The organism is Thalassospira sp. UBA4513, assembly GCF_002388495.1.
Taxonomy (GTDB): domain Bacteria; phylum Pseudomonadota; class Alphaproteobacteria; order Rhodospirillales; family Thalassospiraceae; genus Thalassospira; species Thalassospira tepidiphila.
This window is the reverse complement of sequence record NZ_DGMR01000015.1, coordinates 10,761-27,965: the sequence shown is the minus strand read 5'-3', so window position 1 is coordinate 27,965 and position 17,205 is coordinate 10,761. Positions and strand designations below refer to the sequence as shown.

General features: G+C 55.5%; 16 protein-coding genes. 8 read left to right on the top strand and 8 right to left on the bottom strand.

The annotated features are described in order from the left end of the window. Positions 1–318 precede the first annotated feature (318 nt). Positions 319–2,022 (top strand): methyl-accepting chemotaxis protein, encoded by a 1,704-nt coding sequence (locus B2T33_RS06135; RefSeq protein ID WP_063085882.1) that lies wholly within the window; start codon positions 319–321, stop codon positions 2,020–2,022. Between the two features lie 77 nt (positions 2,023–2,099). Here the strand turns inward: B2T33_RS06135 and B2T33_RS06130 are convergent, their stop codons facing one another. Then, the gene (locus B2T33_RS06130) at positions 2,100–2,825 is read right to left on the bottom strand and encodes an LrgB family protein (RefSeq protein ID WP_063085879.1); all 726 of its coding nucleotides are present in this window, start codon (positions 2,823–2,825) and stop codon (positions 2,100–2,102) included. Then, positions 2,822–3,190, bottom strand: a complete 369-nt coding sequence (locus B2T33_RS06125; RefSeq protein ID WP_063085876.1) for a CidA/LrgA family protein — start codon at positions 3,188–3,190, stop codon at positions 2,822–2,824. The genes B2T33_RS06130 and B2T33_RS06125 overlap by 4 nt, the downstream gene beginning before the upstream one ends. A 237-nt stretch (positions 3,191–3,427) precedes the next feature. On the opposite strand from B2T33_RS06125, the gene B2T33_RS06120 reads away from it, so the two are divergent. Next, positions 3,428–4,123, top strand: coding sequence for a DUF5343 domain-containing protein (locus B2T33_RS06120; protein WP_063085873.1), 696 nt, complete (start codon positions 3,428–3,430; stop codon positions 4,121–4,123). Between the two features lie 415 nt (positions 4,124–4,538). Here B2T33_RS06120 and arsC read toward each other — a convergent pair whose 3' ends face one another. Then, complete coding sequence (gene arsC, locus B2T33_RS06115; protein WP_063085870.1) at positions 4,539–4,874, bottom strand: arsenate reductase (glutaredoxin); 336 nt, start codon at positions 4,872–4,874, stop codon at positions 4,539–4,541. A gap of 58 nt (positions 4,875–4,932) precedes the next feature. After that, complete coding sequence (locus tag B2T33_RS06110) at positions 4,933–5,640, bottom strand: regulatory protein RecX (protein ID WP_286791469.1); 708 nt, start codon at positions 5,638–5,640, stop codon at positions 4,933–4,935. A gap of 94 nt (positions 5,641–5,734) precedes the next feature. On the opposite strand from B2T33_RS06110, the gene B2T33_RS06105 reads away from it, so the two are divergent. The 6 genes from B2T33_RS06105 (at position 5,735) to B2T33_RS06080 (ending at position 12,060) form a co-directional block, all read left to right on the top strand. Further along, a complete protein-coding gene (locus B2T33_RS06105) occupies positions 5,735–6,544 on the top strand; it encodes an ABC transporter permease (protein ID WP_008889022.1) in 810 nt (269 codons plus the stop codon). A 231-nt stretch (positions 6,545–6,775) separates the two neighbouring features. Beyond that, positions 6,776–7,933 (top strand): aspartate aminotransferase family protein, encoded by a 1,158-nt coding sequence (locus B2T33_RS06100; protein WP_008889024.1) that lies wholly within the window; start codon positions 6,776–6,778, stop codon positions 7,931–7,933. Between the two features lie 33 nt (positions 7,934–7,966). Beyond that, positions 7,967–8,884: an ornithine carbamoyltransferase gene (gene argF / locus B2T33_RS06095; protein WP_008889025.1), complete on the top strand. Its 918-nt coding sequence runs from the start codon at positions 7,967–7,969 to the stop codon at positions 8,882–8,884. A gap of 177 nt (positions 8,885–9,061) precedes the next feature. Next, the gene (locus tag B2T33_RS06090; protein ID WP_286791468.1) at positions 9,062–10,033 is read left to right on the top strand and encodes an Hsp33 family molecular chaperone HslO; all 972 of its coding nucleotides are present in this window, start codon (positions 9,062–9,064) and stop codon (positions 10,031–10,033) included. 148 nt (positions 10,034–10,181) lie between these two features. Further along, positions 10,182–10,778 (top strand): hypothetical protein, encoded by a 597-nt coding sequence (locus B2T33_RS06085; protein WP_008889027.1) that lies wholly within the window; start codon positions 10,182–10,184, stop codon positions 10,776–10,778. 139 nt (positions 10,779–10,917) lie between these two features. Continuing rightward, a complete protein-coding gene (locus tag B2T33_RS06080; protein WP_286791466.1) occupies positions 10,918–12,060 on the top strand; it encodes a helix-turn-helix domain-containing protein in 1,143 nt (380 codons plus the stop codon). Here the strand turns inward: B2T33_RS06080 and B2T33_RS06075 are convergent. The 4 genes from B2T33_RS06075 to B2T33_RS06060 form a co-directional block, all read right to left on the bottom strand. Then, positions 12,026–13,081 (bottom strand): alpha/beta hydrolase family protein, encoded by a 1,056-nt coding sequence (locus tag B2T33_RS06075; protein WP_286791465.1) that lies wholly within the window; start codon positions 13,079–13,081, stop codon positions 12,026–12,028. The two genes, B2T33_RS06080 and B2T33_RS06075, sit on opposite strands and share 35 nt — an antisense overlap. 154 nt (positions 13,082–13,235) lie before the next feature. Beyond that, entirely contained in the window at positions 13,236–14,090 is an 855-nt protein-coding gene (locus B2T33_RS06070) for a universal stress protein (protein WP_286791463.1), read from the bottom strand. Between the two features lie 25 nt (positions 14,091–14,115). Continuing rightward, on the bottom strand, positions 14,116–15,606 hold the full coding sequence (locus B2T33_RS06065; protein ID WP_120223700.1) for a SulP family inorganic anion transporter: 1,491 nt from the start codon (positions 15,604–15,606) through the stop codon (positions 14,116–14,118). Positions 15,607–15,941: 335 nt separating this feature from the next. Then, entirely contained in the window at positions 15,942–17,024 is a 1,083-nt protein-coding gene (locus B2T33_RS06060; RefSeq protein ID WP_197146466.1) for a tartrate dehydrogenase, read from the bottom strand. Between the last annotated feature and the right edge of the window lie 181 nt (positions 17,025–17,205).

Genomic DNA, 17,205 nt, shown 5'->3' with positions numbered 1-17,205 from the left:
CAGGCGAAATTTTTTTCGGTTTTCTGTCTGCCACTCCCCATATGACGCTTATTGATATGGTTGTTCATCTTATGGGTAGGTGTTCACCTATCGGTAACGAACTGTAATTACACTATTAATTAATCTTTAGTTGGTTGACTCGCGTTCAGGTTGCAAAAGGTATGTACGATAGTATTGCTCTATACTAAAGTTTAATTTATAGGATTGTATATCTTATATCTCTGCTGAATCAGGCGACCAAGACCCGGGAAGATGCTGAACCGCCGATCTAGTTGCTAGAGGGGCTCGTCGGTGACCAACGATGAAATGAGAGTAAGTATGTCGAAAAGTTTGATTTTCAAGGTGGCACTCGCCGCCGTTGCGATCCTGATTGCGGGCATCGCGCTTCTGGGCTTGCTGATCATGCAGCGCATCGATGACAAGGTGGCAAGTGACAGTCTTGAATCGCAGAAACTGAACCTTCGCGTTGCTGCGACAATCTTCCAGGATAATCATCCCGAATTTTCCATGAAGATCAGCGAAGACGGTGAAACCACCGATCTCGTCATTCCCGAAATTCCGGATCTGTCGTCGCATGACCTGATTGACTCGATCGGGGCCGCCACCGGCCAGACGGCGACCGTGTTCGCCTTTGTCCCGGCAGAGCAGGACTTCGTGCGTGTTTCGACCAACATTATCAAGCCGGACGGTCAGCGTGCGGTTGGTACCATGCTGGGCAAGGGCAGTGCGGCCTATCAGCCGATCATGTCGGGTAATACGTTCCGGGGTGAGGCGCTTATTCTTGGGACGCAATATGTAACGCAATATTCGCCGATTACATCGCCGTCGGGCGATACGCTTGGCATTCTTTATGTCGGGATCGAGAAGGCACAGGTTGCCGAAGTGGCGACCGAGATCGAACTGCGGATCGCGATTGTCGGTATTATCGTTGCCATCGCGTCGGCTGTGTTGCTGTTCCTGTTGCTGCGCTGGCAGCTTGGACCGCTGCGTGATCTTGGTCAGACGATTTCCCGATTTGTTGAACGTGACTTTTCCGAGGAAGTTTCCTTTACCGATCGCAAGGACGAGATTGGCGTGATTGCCAATGGTCTTGTGCGTTGGCGTGAAACGGCTGAAAAAATGGGTGAGGCCGAGGCCGCCCGGGTGGAAGCGGAAAAACGTGCCGAAAAGGAACGTTTGGAACAGCGCAACCGTCTGGCCCACGAGCTTGAACAATCCATTGGCCAGATCGTTGCATCTGTACGCCAGTCGTCGACCGGCATGCAGAAATCCACCGAACTGATGCGTGAATCGGCCAATCATTCCCTGACCCAAAGCCAACGGGTGTCTGAGGCCGCCAATGATTCGGCCCAGAGCGTTCAAACGGTTGCAGCTGCGACCGAGGAACTTTCCGCCTCAATCAGCGGCATCGGTGATCAGGTCCGTGAATCGACAGCGATTGCCGAAACCGCAGTCGGTGAAGCATCGCGTGCCAACGAAATGGTTGGTGGTCTGGCCGAAGCAGCCGAGCGCATCGGTGAAGTCGTGAGTTTGATTAACGACATCGCGGCCCAGACCAACCTTCTGGCGCTGAACGCGACAATCGAGGCCGCCCGTGCTGGTGAAGCCGGCAAGGGCTTTGCGGTTGTGGCGCAAGAGGTCAAAAACCTTGCCAACCAGACCGCCAAGGCAACTGACGAAATCGCCCAGCAGATCGGGGCGATTCAGGGCGAGACCAGGGTCACGGTCGAGGCAATTGAAAAGGTCACGCATACGATTTCATCGATCAGCGAAATCGCAGCAGGCATTTCTTCGGCAGTGAGCGAACAGAACGCCGCCGTCAATGAAATCGCCAACAGCGCGACCAGTGCATCGTCGGGTTCGAGCGAGGTTGTCGCCAACATCAACGAGATTCACGAAGCCGCGGCTAGCAGTGGGGCAGCCGCCAGTGAACTTGATCAGAATGTTGGTGCGATGGCCAAGCAGATCGATAGCCTGCAAAAGACCGTGTCGAACTTTCTGTCGCAATTGCGCGCAGGCTGATCGGATCACGTTTGCGGCGGGATACCTGCCGTGGAACCAAATTGAAAAAGGGTGGGCATATGCCCACCCTTTTTTGTTTAGCCAAATATCCAGTGCCACAGGAACGGGATGGTCAATGCGGTGGCCAGGGTATTGAGCCCCATGGCGAGGCCGGAAAAGGCCCCGGCGGTTTCATTGACCTGAAACGCCCGCGCCGTTCCGATGCCGTGTGATGCTACCCCCATGGCAAAGCCGCGTGCGCGCCAGTCCTTGAGACGGGCCATATTCATCACCATCGGGCCGAGGGTTGCGCCAACGATGCCCGTCGCAATCACGCAAACCGCGGTCAGGGCCGGAACACCACCAATATTTTCGGCAATGCCCATGGCGACCGGGGTGGTGACGGATTTCGGGGCCAAGGATGCCAGTGTTTCCGGACTTGCGCCCAGTGCCCAGGCCAGAATGACGGTGCTGGCACTGGCAACCAGTGATCCGAACAAAACCCCGAACGCGATGACTGGCAACGCACGTTTCAGCGTTTCGGTCTGCCGGAAGAGCGGGACGGCAAGGGCCACGGTGGCCGGACCCAACAGGAAGTGAACAAACTGCGCGCCTTCGAAATAGGTGGCATAGGGTGTGCCGGTGACCTTGAGCAACAGAGCAATCAGGGCAATGGCGATGACCACCGGATTGCAGATCGGGTTGCGGTCGCTTTTCTGATACAGCCAGAAGCCGATGGCATAAGCGACAAGCGTGATGGTCAGCCCGGTCAGCGGTTTGGCCGACAGGTAAACCCAAAGCTGGGTGATATCGGTCTCGTTCATTGCCCGTCCTCCAGACTTTCGCCCGGTTTGGCCTTGGGCAGCAGTTTCGACATCAAAAGGGCGGTCAGCACCATGGCCAGCAGGGTGGAAATGATCAGGGCGGCGGCAATCGGCAACCAGTCACCTTTGAGGCGGTCAATCTGCGTCACAACGCCCACCCCGGCCGGAACAAACAGCAAGGAGAAATGGATCAGCAGATTATCTGCGGCATCTGTCAGAACCTTGGGCGGGTTACGTTTGATCAGAAGGCCGACAAACAGCAGCACCAGACCGATGACCGGGCCGGGAACCGGCAGATCAAACAGTTCCGAGACCACTTCGCCAAACAGCTGGCAGACAAGGATCAGGGCAAAAGCAGCAATCATCAAAAACCTCCCCACAGGCACATGCATGTTTTTCTGCGTAAGACATAATAGGCTTCGGGAAGTTCGACTTTTATTAATTACGCAAAACGCCCGTGCCGGGTGGGCACAAAATCGATTTTTGAACAAATATTCAGAGGAAAAGGAGACGATCTTTCGGCTTATTTCGAATCAGTTTGATTTGTGTGTGGCGATTTGGTATTTAGGACAAAGCCACACATAAAACAATTATGGTGATTTATGGCCGATTCTCAGTCATCAAAGTCTGCGCCGTACGCAACGTTTTCTTCTTTTATCAACTTTTCCAATAAGTTGCGGGATGATGGCGTGCCAAACAGAATCGACAAGACCGTTTTTGGTGCAGCGTCTGGCAGCGTTATTTATAGCACAATTTCTGCTCTGAAATCTTTGGACTTGATCGACGAAAACGGAATCCCTTCGAAACAATTTGTCGACTTCGTCAATTCCTCTGACGAGGATCGAAAGCAAATATTGAGGGATATTTTGCGAGTTGGCTATTCATCGCTCTGGGATAGTTCAATTGATCTGGAGACTGCAACGGCTGGCCAGTTCGATGAGCATCTACGCGAAATTTATGATGTGAAAGGCTCCACCGTAGATAAATCAGCTGCATTTTTCATTTCTGCAGCAAATTTTGCGGAGGTTCCGTTGTCTTCGCACTTGAAAGCACGCAAACCAATTGCGTCATCTTCGTCTTCTAGAAAAAGTTCCAAACAGAGAAAAAAGAACAATGGTAATGAGCCGAAAGCAGAGAGCGAGTTGCCAGTTCAGCGTCCTGCTCCAGTAAAGCCATTGGAACATCAGTTGGTTGATCTAATGACCGAAGACGACCTTGACGTTGACGTTAAAGAGGCGATTTGGAAATTGGTTCAGTACCTAACTGCCAAACGAGCGAAGAGCAGCGTTTTTGACTGAAGAATTTGCGCCACGGAATCTGCTTGGCGGCCATTCCGTGGCGCATAAACCGCTAACACATGGAGGTCGGCAAGGACCGTTATGCCTTTGGTTTTAAAAGCTCAAATTGTAGCACCCATTTTGGTTTACAAGCCCAAAATGGAGCACTGTATCAAGCCTTCGGCAAGCATTGTGCATGCCTTAAGTGCCCATTAATTATGCACTTTTTCTTGCCGATTTCAATTCAATTCCGGCAATAAGGAATTTATTGATGCAAGAAAGCCGTGTTTTTGTGCGTGCTTACGAGCGTATTCGTTATGGAAATCGCGAATATGTTTGCGCACATACACGTCGCTGGCCGCGCCAGTTGACGTTTGCATTCTAAAACTCATGGCAGGCGGGGACGTTTCCCCGCCTGCTAAGGATGAGCTACGGACTAAAGAATTTCCAGCGCGTTTTCCGGCGGACGGCCGAGAACGGCCTTGTCGCCATTGACCACAATCGGGCGTTCAAGGGCGCGTGGATGGGCGCAAAGCGCCTCGATCAACTCGTCGCCACGCAGATCGGCAATGCCTTCTTCTTTGGCCTCCTTCTTGCGCAGGATGTCCTCGGGTTTCATGCCGAGCATATCAAGGATGCCCGAGAGTTCCTGTGGGGTGGGCGGGGTGTCGAGATAGGCGATCACGTCAGGCGTGATGCCCTGTTCTTCGATCATGGCCAAGGTCTGGCGCGATTTGGAGCAGCGCGGATTGTGGTAGATGCGGACCATCATGGTTGGGTCTCCGTATCAAAATGGATTTGTTCATTGATAGCGGTCTTTGGGGATGCAATCAAATCCCGTCGATCATCGAGAGCAGGTCTTCGAGCTCTTCGATCTCGCTATTGATGATGCGGGTGGCGGTGTCATAGCCAAAGCCCTGACGGGCGAGAGCGGCCATATCCTTTTCGCGTTTTTCGTCACGGATGTCGGGCCTTCGCCATGGACCGAGACGACGGCGACGGGCATAGGCGGCGGCGGCGGCAATGTTGGGATCGGTGCCGCGCACTTCTTCGTAGGCGGCGTCATCGGCCTCTGCCCGAAGTTCGGTCAGAGCGGCATCGACCTGATCACTGGCAATGCCCCGCGCGGACAGATCGGCGGCAATGACGCGAAGCGCCTTGCCGCGCCTGAGCAGGGATCTTGCCCGGCCCTTGGCATAGGCATCGTCATTAATGAAACCGGCCTTTTCGCACGCCGACAAAACCGAATTCATCCATTGCACGGCTTCGTCCGGGTCGGTGCCGTGTTCGGCGACCGAGAGGCGGATTTTACCGCGCATCAATGTTTCAAGCCGGGCGCGCGATGCGGCGAAACGTTCGAGATACCAGGTGGCATAATTCATCAGATAGTCGCGGGTGACCTTGCGCGGGCGTTTGGGTTCGTGCGAGCGGGTTTTCGACTTTTTGCCGGACTGGTTGGAAAAACGCGCATTGCCGGCGGGCTTTTTTTCGCGCGCAGAGTCGCTGGTTTCCGGGCTTTGGCGATGTTTGTCGTGCATGACTGACACTATGAATGAATTCACACCCTTGCAAGTATGCCCCCACTCTCCCTATTTTACGCGCAATTGTCTGCATTTTTCCGAAGGAAATTCCATGAACGAGTCAGAGCAACGTGCTCTTGCCCCGCGCTATATGGGGGCTGTGAACTGGCTTGGACTTTGGACCCTTTATGCCAAAGAAGTCCGTCGGTTCCTGAATGTGCATTTGCAAACCATCGGTGCGCCGGTTGTCACCAGCCTGCTGTTTCTTGCTGTTTTCCTGCTAGCCCTTGGCCGTGCGGTTGAAATGGTCAATGGCATCCCGTTTGCCACCTTCCTTGCCCCTGGTCTGATCATGATGACCATGGTGCAAAACGCCTTTGCCAATTCCTCAAGCTCAATCACGATTGCCAAGGTACAGGGCAATATCGTCGATGTTTTGATGCCGCCGCTATCGGCTGGCGAAATGGTTGCCGGTTTTGCCTTTGGCGCGGTGACACGCGGCATGATCGTTGGTCTGGTCACAGCGATCTTCATGTCGTTCTTTGTCGATGTCGCGATCCATAACATCTGGGCGATCCTGTATTTCGGGATTTCGGCATCCTTGATGCTGTCGCTTTTGGGGATTGCGGGTGGTGTCTGGGCCGAGAAGTTTGACCATATCGCGGTCGTGACCAACTTCGTCGTGACCCCGCTCTCGTTCCTGTCGGGCACGTTTTACAGTGCGGAAAGCCTGCCGGAAGCCGGTCAGGTTCTGGTGCATTTCAACCCGTTCTTCTACATGATTGACGGGTTCCGTTATGGCTTTACCGGGATTTCCGATGGCACGATCATGACCGGTGTGGTGGTTCTTGCGCTGGTCAATGCGGCCCTTTGGCTGCTGTGCTATCGCATGATCAAAACCGGCTACAAGCTTAAGGCTTAAGCGCCGATCCGATTGCCAAACCATAAAGGACGGTATCCTGATGCGGATGCCGTCCTTTTTCATTTTGATGACCATTTTTAAAACACCACCGTACGTGCTTTTGCGGCGTTGACAGGGTCGGTGAATCTCTTGATACTCCTCGGCTTCCCAGCAGTCCGCTGGAGCTTGACCAATCGGTCAGGAATGTGAATTTTACCCGAATTGAGGAATAAGAAAGTGATTACTCCCGTCATGCCGACCTACGCGCGGGCCAATTTGGCCTTTGAGAAAGGTGAAGGACCTTATCTCTATGCGCAGGACGGCCGACGATTCCTTGATTTCGGGTCGGGGATCGCGGTCAACACGCTTGGTCATTCGCACCCGCATCTGGTGGCGAAACTGACCGAACAGGTTGGCAAGCTTTGGCATACCTCGAACCTGTATCAGATGCCGGGGCAGGAAAAACTGGCCAAGCGGCTGATTGAGAACAGTTTTGCCGATACGGTGTTTTTCTGTAATTCGGGTGCCGAGGCCAACGAGGCCGGCATCAAGATGCTGCGTCGCTATCAGTATGTGTCGGGCCATCCTGAAAAGAACCGTATTCTGGTTGCGACCAATGCGTTTCATGGAAGGACCCTTGGCACCCTGACTGCGGGTTATAGCGAGAAATACCGCGAAGGTTTCGGGCCGATGCCCGATGGCTTTGACCGGGTGGCGTTTGGCAACCTGAACGAACTTCGCAACGCCATCACACCCAATACTGGCGGCATTATCCTTGAGCCGATCCAGGGCGAAGGCGGCATTTGCCGTGCGCCGGAAGGGTATCTTGAGGGTGTGCGCAAGGCGGCCGATGAGTTTGGCATGCTGGTGATGTTTGACGAGGTTCAGACCGGTATTGGCCGAACCGGCAAGCTGTTTGCCTATCAATGGTCGGATATGGAGCCGGATATCATTTCCTCGGCCAAGGGGCTTGGCGGTGGCTTCCCGATCGGGGCGTTGCTTGCCAATGAAAAGGCAGCCGCTGCCTTTACGCCCGGCATGCATGGCACGACCTTTGGCGGTAACCAGCTTGCAACGGCGGCTGCCAATGCGGTGCTGGACGAGGTTCTGAAACCCGGTTTCATGGATCATGTTCTGGAAATGAGCCGCCTGATTGTTGATGGCCTTGAGGTGATTGCACGCAAGCATCCGGGCTTTATCGAAGAAGTGCGTGGCATGGGCCTGCTGTTGGGGATGAAAACCAAACCGGCCAATGTTGATGTTGTTGCCAAACTGCGCGAGTTCAATCTTTTGACCGTGCCGGCAGGTGACAATGTGGTGCGTATCATTCCGCCGCTTAACATCACCAAAACCCATGTTGACGAAGCGCTGGTTGCCATTGATGCAGCCGCTGCCGCCCTTGGTAAATAATGCGCAAATAAGGGCGCGGAAGGAAATTTGACTATGACTGATATTCGCCATTTTCTCGATCTCGACAAAATGTCGGCAAGCGAGCTTAAGGATATTCTCGCCCTTGGCGACTCCGAGAAGGCCGGGAAAGCTCCGTTCGGGGTAAAGCCGCTTGCGGGCAAGACCTTGGCCTTGATTTTTGAAAAGCCGTCGACCCGTACACGTGTGTCGTTTGAAGTTGGCATGCGCCAGCTTGGCGGTGATGTGGTGACGCTTGATGCCGACAGCAGCCAGCTTGGCCGTGGGGAAACCATTGCCGATACCGCACGCGTTCTGTCACGCTTTGTCGATGCGATCATGATCCGAACGACCGATGAATCCAAACTGCATGAGTTGGCGCAATATGCCACCGTGCCGGTGATCAACGGGCTTACCGATCAAAGCCACCCGTGCCAGATCATGGCCGATCTGATGACGGTCAAGGAACACAAGGGCAAGCTTGAAGGCCTCAAATTTGCCTGGGTTGGTGATGGCAATAACGTCTCGGCATCGTTCATTCATGCATCGCCGAAATTCGGCTTTGCACTCGATATGGCCTGCCCGGCGGGCTATCGCCCCAATCAGGGGCTGATTGAAACCGCCAATGCCGAAGGTGGCAAAGTGCGCCTGACCGATATGGACAGCGCGTTGGCCGGTGCCGATGTTGTTGTGACCGATTGCTGGGTCTCGATGGGCGATGAAGATTACGACGCCCGGATGGAGGCCCTTTCGCCCTATCAGATCAATGAAACCACCATGGCACAGGCCAAGGATGATGCGATCTTCCTGCATTGTCTGCCAGCCCACCGGAATGAAGAAGTCACCGACGCGGTGATTGACGGGCCACAGTCGGTTGTGTTTGACGAGGCGGAAAACCGCCTGCATGCGCAAAAGGGTGTTTTGCTGTATTGCCTGAATGGTTTGCCGTCGTAAGGCTTGCCATCCGGGTTATGGCCCCTAAATAAGCCATATCGAATTTGAAGGGCGGCATTGGCCGCCCTTTGCTATGCTGTCAGGTGTTTTCGTCCAGGGTCTTTACACTGGCACCTCGACAATGCGGGGGTGCAGTTGTTATACGCCCCGCAACACGTAAAAACGCGGAAGCTGAAAATGCAGATTGCTGTCGATTTTTGCCAGCCCTTCACGCTGGATCATTCCAACATCCGTGGCCGCTTCACGCGCCTGGGCCCGACGGTGCAGACCATCATCGGGCAGCACACCTATCCTGCGCTTGCCAACCATCTGCTGTCCGAGATCATCGGCCTTGCCGTGCTGTTGTCGTCCTCGCTGAAATATGAAGGCCTGTTTACCCTTCAGACCAGCTCGGACGGGCCGATCAGCATGCTGGTGGTCGATGTCGATAGCGATGGCAATGTGCGCGCCTGCCTGCGGGTCGATGAAGAACGCCTGAAGGCGATGATCGCGGCCGAAGAAGGCGGCGAAGACGCGCTGCGCGGTCAGGTTCTGAAACTGATGGGACGGGGGCATATTGCCTTTACGGTCGATCAGGGCGATGAGCACGAGCGTTATCAGGGGATTGTATCGCTTGAAGGCGAGACGCTGGCGCAATGTGCAGAAGCTTATTTCCGCCAGTCCGAACAGCTTGAAACGTCGTTCAAGCTTGAAGTTCATCGCGGCGAGACCGCGGATGACTGGTGGGTCGGCGGGCTGTTCCTGCAAAAAATGCCGGTCAGCGCATCGGGCGATGCGAGCACCCCGGAAGAGGCCGAAAAGGTATCTGAAGACTGGAACAGATCAACCATCCTGATGGCGAGTGCGACCGAGAACGAGCTGGTTGATATTTCGCTTTCGGCGCATGACTTGATCTGGCGCCTGTTCCATGACGAGGAACCGCGCGTGTTTGAACAGACACCGCTTCAGTTCAAATGCCGTTGCTCGCGCGAAAAGATCGAAGGCGCGCTTGTGACTTATCCGCTTGAGGAGCTTCTTTCGATGCGCGAAGCCGATACCGGCGAGGTTGGTGTTTCCTGCCAGTTCTGCAACACGCGTTATGGCTTTAACGAGGCGGAGCTGCGCCAGCTCAAGGCAGATGATCCCGAAGCGGCATCTCCGAAAATCTAGTAGCGGCTTCAGGGGCTTCGGGGCTTAATTGTTCGTCACAGCCTTGCCTTAATCCTAAAGCAACGTCACCATGACAGGATCATCGTCCTGACGCGCCATGGTGGCGTTGTTTTTTTATCTGTGTGATTGATCAAAGGAGATCGAAGACATGACGGTTATGTCCATCAAGGGCCTGCGCGCCGTTGTTGCCGGGGCGGCACTTGCGCTGATGGCGGCTTGCACAAGCGGCCCGGTTGCGACCTATCCCGATGTGACATGGCGCCATCTTGATCCGATTGTCTTTGCCGCCGGTCCGATTGAAAAGGTTGCGGCCTGGTCGAACAATGAGGATGGATCGATCCAGTCGTCCCTGCCGTTCAATCTGGGCCGCATGGCGATGAACTGGCCCGATGATCGTATCCAGACGGCTGGCACCAATGACATGCTGCGTTATAGCGTGACCGAGGCCTCGGTGACTTCGAACGCGCTTAAAACCACCAAGGGCATCAAGGGTGTCTTTACCGACGATCAGTCCGACAAGATTGACCTTAAGGTCGCAGCCAAGCTTGAGCTGCTTGACCCCAATGGCATGCAGAAGGGTGAGGTAACAGCAATGGCGGAACGGTCGCGTACGCTTTCGGAATCGATGTCTGTGGCCGAACGCGAACAGGCGGTCTATGACGCCACCACGGCCCTTTTGATGGATCTTGACCGCGAAATGGAACGCCAGATCAACAACAATCTGGGACGTTTCCTGTTGCGGTGATCGAAGTCCCGTTTGGGATTTAAACAAAATCCAAAGACCGCGGTGATCTGTCATCGCGGTCTTTTTTGTTGCGCACCAATGCCACACGCGGGACAAACATCAGGTTGCGATTGCCAATTACCAGATTGTGCCAAGCCTTATGTTTGAAATCCCGTTGCCCTTTGTCGTTGCCTTGTTGCTGGCGATTTTGCTGGTGCGCCTGACCCTGCGCGGGCCAGCCGGGCCGGTTGGGCGGAGCATGCGAATCTTCGTTGCCGCCAGTCTGGCGCTGGTGATTATGGTCGGGCTGCGCTGGCAATTTGATCTGCTGATTTTCCGTTTCTTGCGCCCGTTGTTTGCCGCGATGCTGCCGCCCATCGCCTGGATGTGCTTTGCCGCACTTGGCGCGGAGGAGCGGTCGCAAACCAGATGGCGTTGGCTGCATGTTATCCCAGTTTTGGCGATTTTCATCGCAATTCTGACCTGGCGACAATGGCATATCCAGGTGGATTTCCTGATTGCGGTGCAATTTACCGGATATGGTATTGCGCTGATGGTTCTGGCCAGCCGCGGCGAAGACCGTTTTGCACAGGCGCGGCTGGGCGATGTCGGATCGGTGCGGGGCATTGTTGCCGTGGTTGGCGGGGCGCTGATTTTCTCAGGGCTCGTTGACGGGTTGATCGCCCTTGATTTCAGCATCACGCAGGGCACAAACGTCGCCACAATCGTCGGCACTGCGCAGTTGGTTGTTCTGGTGGTGCTGGCGTTGCTGATGGTCCGGTTGGAGCGGTTTAGTCCGCAGACCACGAAGCTGACTGACAGCGTGACCGAACCCGCATTTGCGCAGCGCAAAGACGATCCGCAAGACAACAACGATATCGCCGAGGATGATGCGATCCTTACCGCAATCGATGAGGTCATGTGTGCGCAGCACCTCTATCGCGATCCTGATCTGACACTCGATCGGTTGGCGCGCCGGGTGGTGATCCCGGCCCGGCAGATTTCCGGGGCGATTAACCGTCGGTTCGGGCGCAATGTGTCACAGGTCGTCAATGAATACCGGGTGGCAGAGGCGCAAATGCTGCTGCGGACGACTGATAAGCCGGTGACCGAAATCATGTTTGACTGCGGGTTTCAGACCAAATCGAACTTTAACCGCGAATTTGGCCGCGTGACCGGGATGGGTCCACGGGCCTATCGCGACGCGGACCCAAATCCTGATCAATCGACCCCAGATCAAACGACCCCCGATCAACCGTTCGGTCCGATCAGGAAGCTGTTTTCAGAGAACGCAAGAAGTTGAGAATAAGGGTGATGGTCTGTTGATGCAGGTCTGATCGATCGGTTGCGTCATCGCCATCAAGACAGATAATGCCATCACCCGGGACGTCCTGTTCAAGCAGCATCGCGGCATTTGGTTTGCATTCCGGCAGGAAGCTGAAATGCGCCGCACCGGGCAGGGCATGGTAACGGGTTAAATCGGTCGGCAGGTGTTCGATCAGATAACCCGATTCAAGGTCCTTGGGGATTTTCGGGTTGGGCGCACCGGCGGCAATGACCAGAACCGGGATATCGATGGCCGCCAGACTTTCGGGGGTAAAGCCACGGGCAAGGCCAAGATCAAGCGAGATGGCGCCACGGATCCGTTGGTCTTTAAGGTTGGCTGCCAGCTTTTCGCGATCTTCAATTGTGCGGCCAACCTCAAGTGTTGCGAGGCCATCACAGGCGGCGAATTCGGGATGCGCTTGGCATTCCATATCCATCCGATCCATGTCCATTCGCGCCCCGGCAAGCTCCAGCACCGTCCATCCGCCCAGTGAATGACCAATCACCGTGATGTTGGTCGGATCGATGACTAGTTTCCATGTGGGATTATCGGAAAGCGATGTGATCACGTGGCTGATATCGCGCGGGCGGAGCCACAAAGCGGATCCGACTTCGGCGGTGACATCGCGGCTGGTGGTGCCGGGGTGATTGATCGCGGCGACCACATAACCCGCCCGGGCAAGTGCGGTGGCAAGCCATCCCTGATTGCGCCAGTTGCCGCCAAACCCGTGCGACATCACGACCAAGGGATGGCGTCCGTCCTGAATTTTGGCATCAGGCTGCACCATCTGACCGAAAAATACTGGGTTTTCGCCAACAGGTATCGCCGGGTTTGTGTCGCTGGTCGGATACCAGATTGCACCGACCAATGCGCGGTTTCCATCACTGGCCGCGATGGTGGTTTCGGTGAAACCAACGGCATAGGGCGCGCCGTTAGATGTGGTTGCCATGACAAAAGCCGCCAAAGTGGCCAGCGTGGTGACGGTAAAACGCAACATGCTTGATCCTTCAAACCAAACGAAAGGGTGCGATGAGTTTTACCGGTCGGCGGGCTGTTGGCGTCCTTGATCGCGATCAAGGACCTTTCAGGTACAAAAAAAGCCCCGGTCGGTTGGCCGGGGCTTGGTCTTTGATCGCGGATCAGGATGGGTCTTAGCGGAACATCATCACCGGCACATGGCAGGACCGGACCATTTCGGTGGTGGTGCTGCCGATGATCAGGTTGCGGATGCGCGAATGGCCATAGGCGCCCATGACCAGAAGATCGATATTTTCCGCTTCGATCTTGTCCTTGATCACGTCTTCGGGTTCGCCCGATGCGAAGCCTGCATCGACCTCGTAGCCCGCCTTGCGCAGGATGGTTGCCGCGTCATCAAGCTTTTCCTGCAACGTGTCATTGGGTTTGCCAACCGACAGCAACGTGCAGGGCAGACCGGTAAACAGTTTGCCCGATGCAATGTGGCGCACGGCCTTCATCGCACTTTCGCCGCCATCAAAGGCAATCAGGAATTTGTTGATCGGCTTGAACGCACGCGATGCGACAAGCACCGGCTTCTTGGCGGCACGCACAACCCGTTCAAGGTTGGAGCCCAGATGCAGCTTGGCGAAATCGGCGGCCTCACCGCGTTTGCCGACCAGAATCAGATCGGCATCACCTTCGAACTCGGCAATGGTTTCGATCAGATCGCCATGGCGAAGCTTGGTGGTGACGGTGCCAACGCCCTTTTCCTCAAGCCCGGTTTTGGCTTCTTCAAGCAGCAAACGGCCGCGCTTGAGTTCGAGCTTGTTTTTCTGCTCGTCCAGATCAGCCAGTTCCTTCAGCAGCGCCGAACGGGCACCGAGTTTGAGATTGCCACTGAGGTCGGCCGGTTCGGAATCGGTATTGCGCCGGCCCAGCACGTGCATCAGTTCGACGGATGCGTCGGTGCGTTCTGCCACCCAGCGGGTCAGGTCGCATACACTTTGCGAATAGCCTGATCCATCGATCAGTGCGATCAGATGTGTCATGGATCGTCTTCCTTTCCCAGTTTCCCTAGTGGCCCATCAGGCGTTCAAGCGCGCCGGGCTTGTCGTGGATGGCCAGTTTATCGACGATTGTCTCGCTGGCTTCATTGAGACCGATCAACTCGACCTCGGCCCCTTCACGGCGGAATTTGAGCACGACCATATCAAGGGCTGCAACACTTGAAATGTCCCAGATATGCGCGTGGCTGACATCAATCGTGACCTTGTCGAGAGCTTCGCGGAAATCAAATGCCTTGGTGAAGTCTTCGACCGAGGCAAAGAAGATCTGGCCGCGCACTTCATAGGTGCGGTGCGTGCTGTCAGGCGACAGCGTGCTGGTAACACGGAAAATCTGCGCGATCTTCCAGGCAAAGAAAATGCCCGAAAGCAACACACCAACCAGTACACCGATTGCAAGGTTATGGGAGCCCACCACGGTGATCACGGTTGCCAGCATCACGATCGACGAGCTGCGCGGATGATCCTTGAGATCCTTGATCGAGGACCAGCTGAATGTCCCGATCGACACCATGATCATGATGGCGACAAGGGCCGCCATCGGAATGATCGCGACCAGATCGCCCAGAACCACAATCAGGATCAGAAGGAAGATACCGGCAAGGAAGGTCGACAGGCGGCAACGGCCACCCGATTTGACGTTGATCACCGACTGGCCGATCATCGCACAACCGGCCATACCGCCGATAAAGCCGGTAAAGAAGTTGGCGATACCCTGGCCATAGCATTCGCGCGTGCGGTTCGACGTGGTGTCGGTCAGATCATCAACGATCTGCGCCGTCATCAGACTTTCCAGAAGACCGACCGCCGCGACCGCCGCCGAATAAGGCAGGATGATCAGGAAGGTATCAAGGTTCAGCGGCACATCAGGGAAATAGATCGCCGGGAAGGCATCAGGAAGCGCGCCCATATCGCCCACGGTGCGTAGATCGGCATCGATAAAGAACGACAGGCCGGTCAGAACGATGATGCAAATCAGTGGCGACGGGATCACCTTGGTAATGCGCGGGAACAGATAAATAATGGCAAGGCCGCCTGCAACCATCACATAGGTCATATAGCTGACATTGGTCAGTTCCGGCAGCTGGGCCATGAAGATCAGGATGGCGAGCGCATTGACAAAGCCGGTCATCACCGACTTGGAGACAAAGCGCATCAGAGACCCCAGACGAAGCGCACCGGCCAGCATCTGAATGACGCCAGCCAGAACGGTCGCGGCCAGCAGATAATCAAGGCCATGTTCACGGACAAGCGATCCCATCAGAACGGCGGTGGCGGCGGTGGCCGCCGAAATCATGCCCGGACGGCCGCCAAAGATGGCGGTGATCACGGCAATCGAGAAGGAGGCATAAAGCCCGACCTTCGGGTCAACACCGGCAATGATGGAAAAGGCAATGGCCTCCGGGATCAGGGCCAGCGCAACCACAAGGCCCGAAAGCACATCGGCGCGAATGTTGCCAAGCCATTCAGCCCGCAAACGCGGCAGAAAATCGCTATTCACAGAAAATCTCCGTCTCGGTCAAGCCCGACCGCGCAATCGCCAGATCTGACGATTGATTGTCCCGCGGGCTGGAATGTCATCAGGCGGTCTTCATGATCCGTCAGCCGGAAATTCAGCGACAGGTCTCCCCAAGACCATCCCGTTCGTTGCTGCGTCGCAGCAGGCTGTACCTATACCAATTTAAGATTTTGCACAACCGTGGGACGGGCGACGTGGCGATCTGATGCGCCTACCCGATGCAAGCTTGCCGGCACCCGTTTGCCAAAAGAAAAGCCTGACCCCGGCAAAGCGGGGATCAGGCAACGTTTGAAATTTATCTGAACAGGCTCTGGCAATCAGGCGTTATCAAGAAGCGCCTTGGCGATTGCCTCGCCACAGGTGACGGTATTCGCCTTGCCGCCAAGATCGGCGGTGCGCAGGTTTTCATCGAGCAGGACGGCCTCAATCGCGCGCATGATCGCATCATGGGCATCGGTGTGACCGAGGTGATCAAGCATCATTGCCCCTGACCAGATCTGGCCGATCGGGTTGGCGATGCCCTTGCCGGCAATATCGGGGGCGGAACCATGGACCGGTTCGAACAGGGAGGGGAATTTGCGTTCCGGGTTGATGTTGCCCGATGGCGCGATGCCGATGGTGCCAGTACAGGCCGGGCCAAGATCGGACAGGATATCGCCAAACAGGTTCGACGCCACGACCACATCAAAGCGGTCCGGGTTCATGACGAACTGGGCGGTCAGAATATCGATATGGTATTTGTCCCAGGTGACGTCGGGATAGTTTTTCGCCATTTCGATCACGCGTTCATCCCAGTAGGGCATGGTGATTGAAATACCGTTCGATTTGGTGGCCGAGGTTACATGTTTGCGCGGGCGTTTCTGCGCCAGTTCGAACGCATATTTCAGGATACGATCAATGCCGGTGCGCGACATGACGGTTTCCTGAATGACGATTTCACGGTCCGTGCCGGGATACATCTTGCCCCCGACCGAGGAATATTCACCTTCGGTATTTTCGCGCACGACATAGAAATCAATGTCACCCGGTTTGCGCCCTGCGAGCGGCGATGGCACGCCGGGCATCAGTTTGGCCGGGCGCAAATTGACATACTGGTCAAAGTCGCGCCGGAACATGATCAGCGAGCCCCACAGTGAAATGTGGTCCGGCACCGTTTCAGGCCAGCCGACCGCACCAAAGAAAATGGCATCATGTGGTTCGATCTGTGCGCGCCAGTCATCGGGCATCATTTGGCCGTGCTTTTGATAGTAGTCGCACGAGCCGAATTCGAATTCATTAAACACCAGATCAAGGTCAAAGATTTCGCCGGCGGCCTTAAGCACGCGGATACCTTCGGGCATGACTTCGGTTCCGATGCCGTCGCCGGCGATGACTGCGATTTTGTGGGTGGGGCGTGTCACGGTGCTGTTCTCCGCTGATGTGAGTTTTTTGGTGGGCTTTTCAGATTGGGGATTATTGCGTTGATAGGACGTTTCGTCGAGCCCCGGAAGCGATCCGGATTACAGTCCTGATTGCAGCCCGAATGACAAGAAAGGCCCCCACCATTGGCAGGGGCCTTTCCGTGTAAGGGTATCTGGCGAC

What these genes read in the sequence shown, in the direction of transcription:
- B2T33_RS06100 (WP_008889024.1), top strand. Translation starts at nt 6,776, where the DNA reads ATGCCGACCTACGCGCGGGCCAATTTGGCCTTTGAGAAAGGTGAAGGA.
- B2T33_RS06105 (WP_008889022.1), top strand. Translation starts at nt 5,735, where the DNA reads ATGAACGAGTCAGAGCAACGTGCTCTTGCCCCGCGCTATATGGGGGCT.
- B2T33_RS06085 (WP_008889027.1), top strand. Translation starts at nt 10,182, where the DNA reads ATGACGGTTATGTCCATCAAGGGCCTGCGCGCCGTTGTTGCCGGGGCG.
- B2T33_RS06120 (WP_063085873.1), top strand. Translation starts at nt 3,428, where the DNA reads ATGGCCGATTCTCAGTCATCAAAGTCTGCGCCGTACGCAACGTTTTCT.
- argF (WP_008889025.1), top strand. Translation starts at nt 7,967, where the DNA reads ATGACTGATATTCGCCATTTTCTCGATCTCGACAAAATGTCGGCAAGC.
- B2T33_RS06090 (WP_286791468.1), top strand. Translation starts at nt 9,062, where the DNA reads ATGCAGATTGCTGTCGATTTTTGCCAGCCCTTCACGCTGGATCATTCC.
- B2T33_RS06125 (WP_063085876.1), bottom strand. Translation starts at nt 3,190, where the DNA reads ATGATTGCTGCTTTTGCCCTGATCCTTGTCTGCCAGCTGTTTGGCGAA.
- B2T33_RS06135 (WP_063085882.1), top strand. Translation starts at nt 319, where the DNA reads ATGTCGAAAAGTTTGATTTTCAAGGTGGCACTCGCCGCCGTTGCGATC.
- arsC (WP_063085870.1), bottom strand. Translation starts at nt 4,874, where the DNA reads ATGATGGTCCGCATCTACCACAATCCGCGCTGCTCCAAATCGCGCCAG.
- B2T33_RS06110 (WP_286791469.1), bottom strand. Translation starts at nt 5,640, where the DNA reads ATGCACGACAAACATCGCCAAAGCCCGGAAACCAGCGACTCTGCGCGC.
- B2T33_RS06070 (WP_286791463.1), bottom strand. Translation starts at nt 14,090, where the DNA reads ATGACACATCTGATCGCACTGATCGATGGATCAGGCTATTCGCAAAGT.
- B2T33_RS06130 (WP_063085879.1), bottom strand. Translation starts at nt 2,825, where the DNA reads ATGAACGAGACCGATATCACCCAGCTTTGGGTTTACCTGTCGGCCAAA.
- B2T33_RS06080 (WP_286791466.1), top strand. Translation starts at nt 10,918, where the DNA reads ATGTTTGAAATCCCGTTGCCCTTTGTCGTTGCCTTGTTGCTGGCGATT.
- B2T33_RS06075 (WP_286791465.1), bottom strand. Translation starts at nt 13,081, where the DNA reads ATGTTGCGTTTTACCGTCACCACGCTGGCCACTTTGGCGGCTTTTGTC.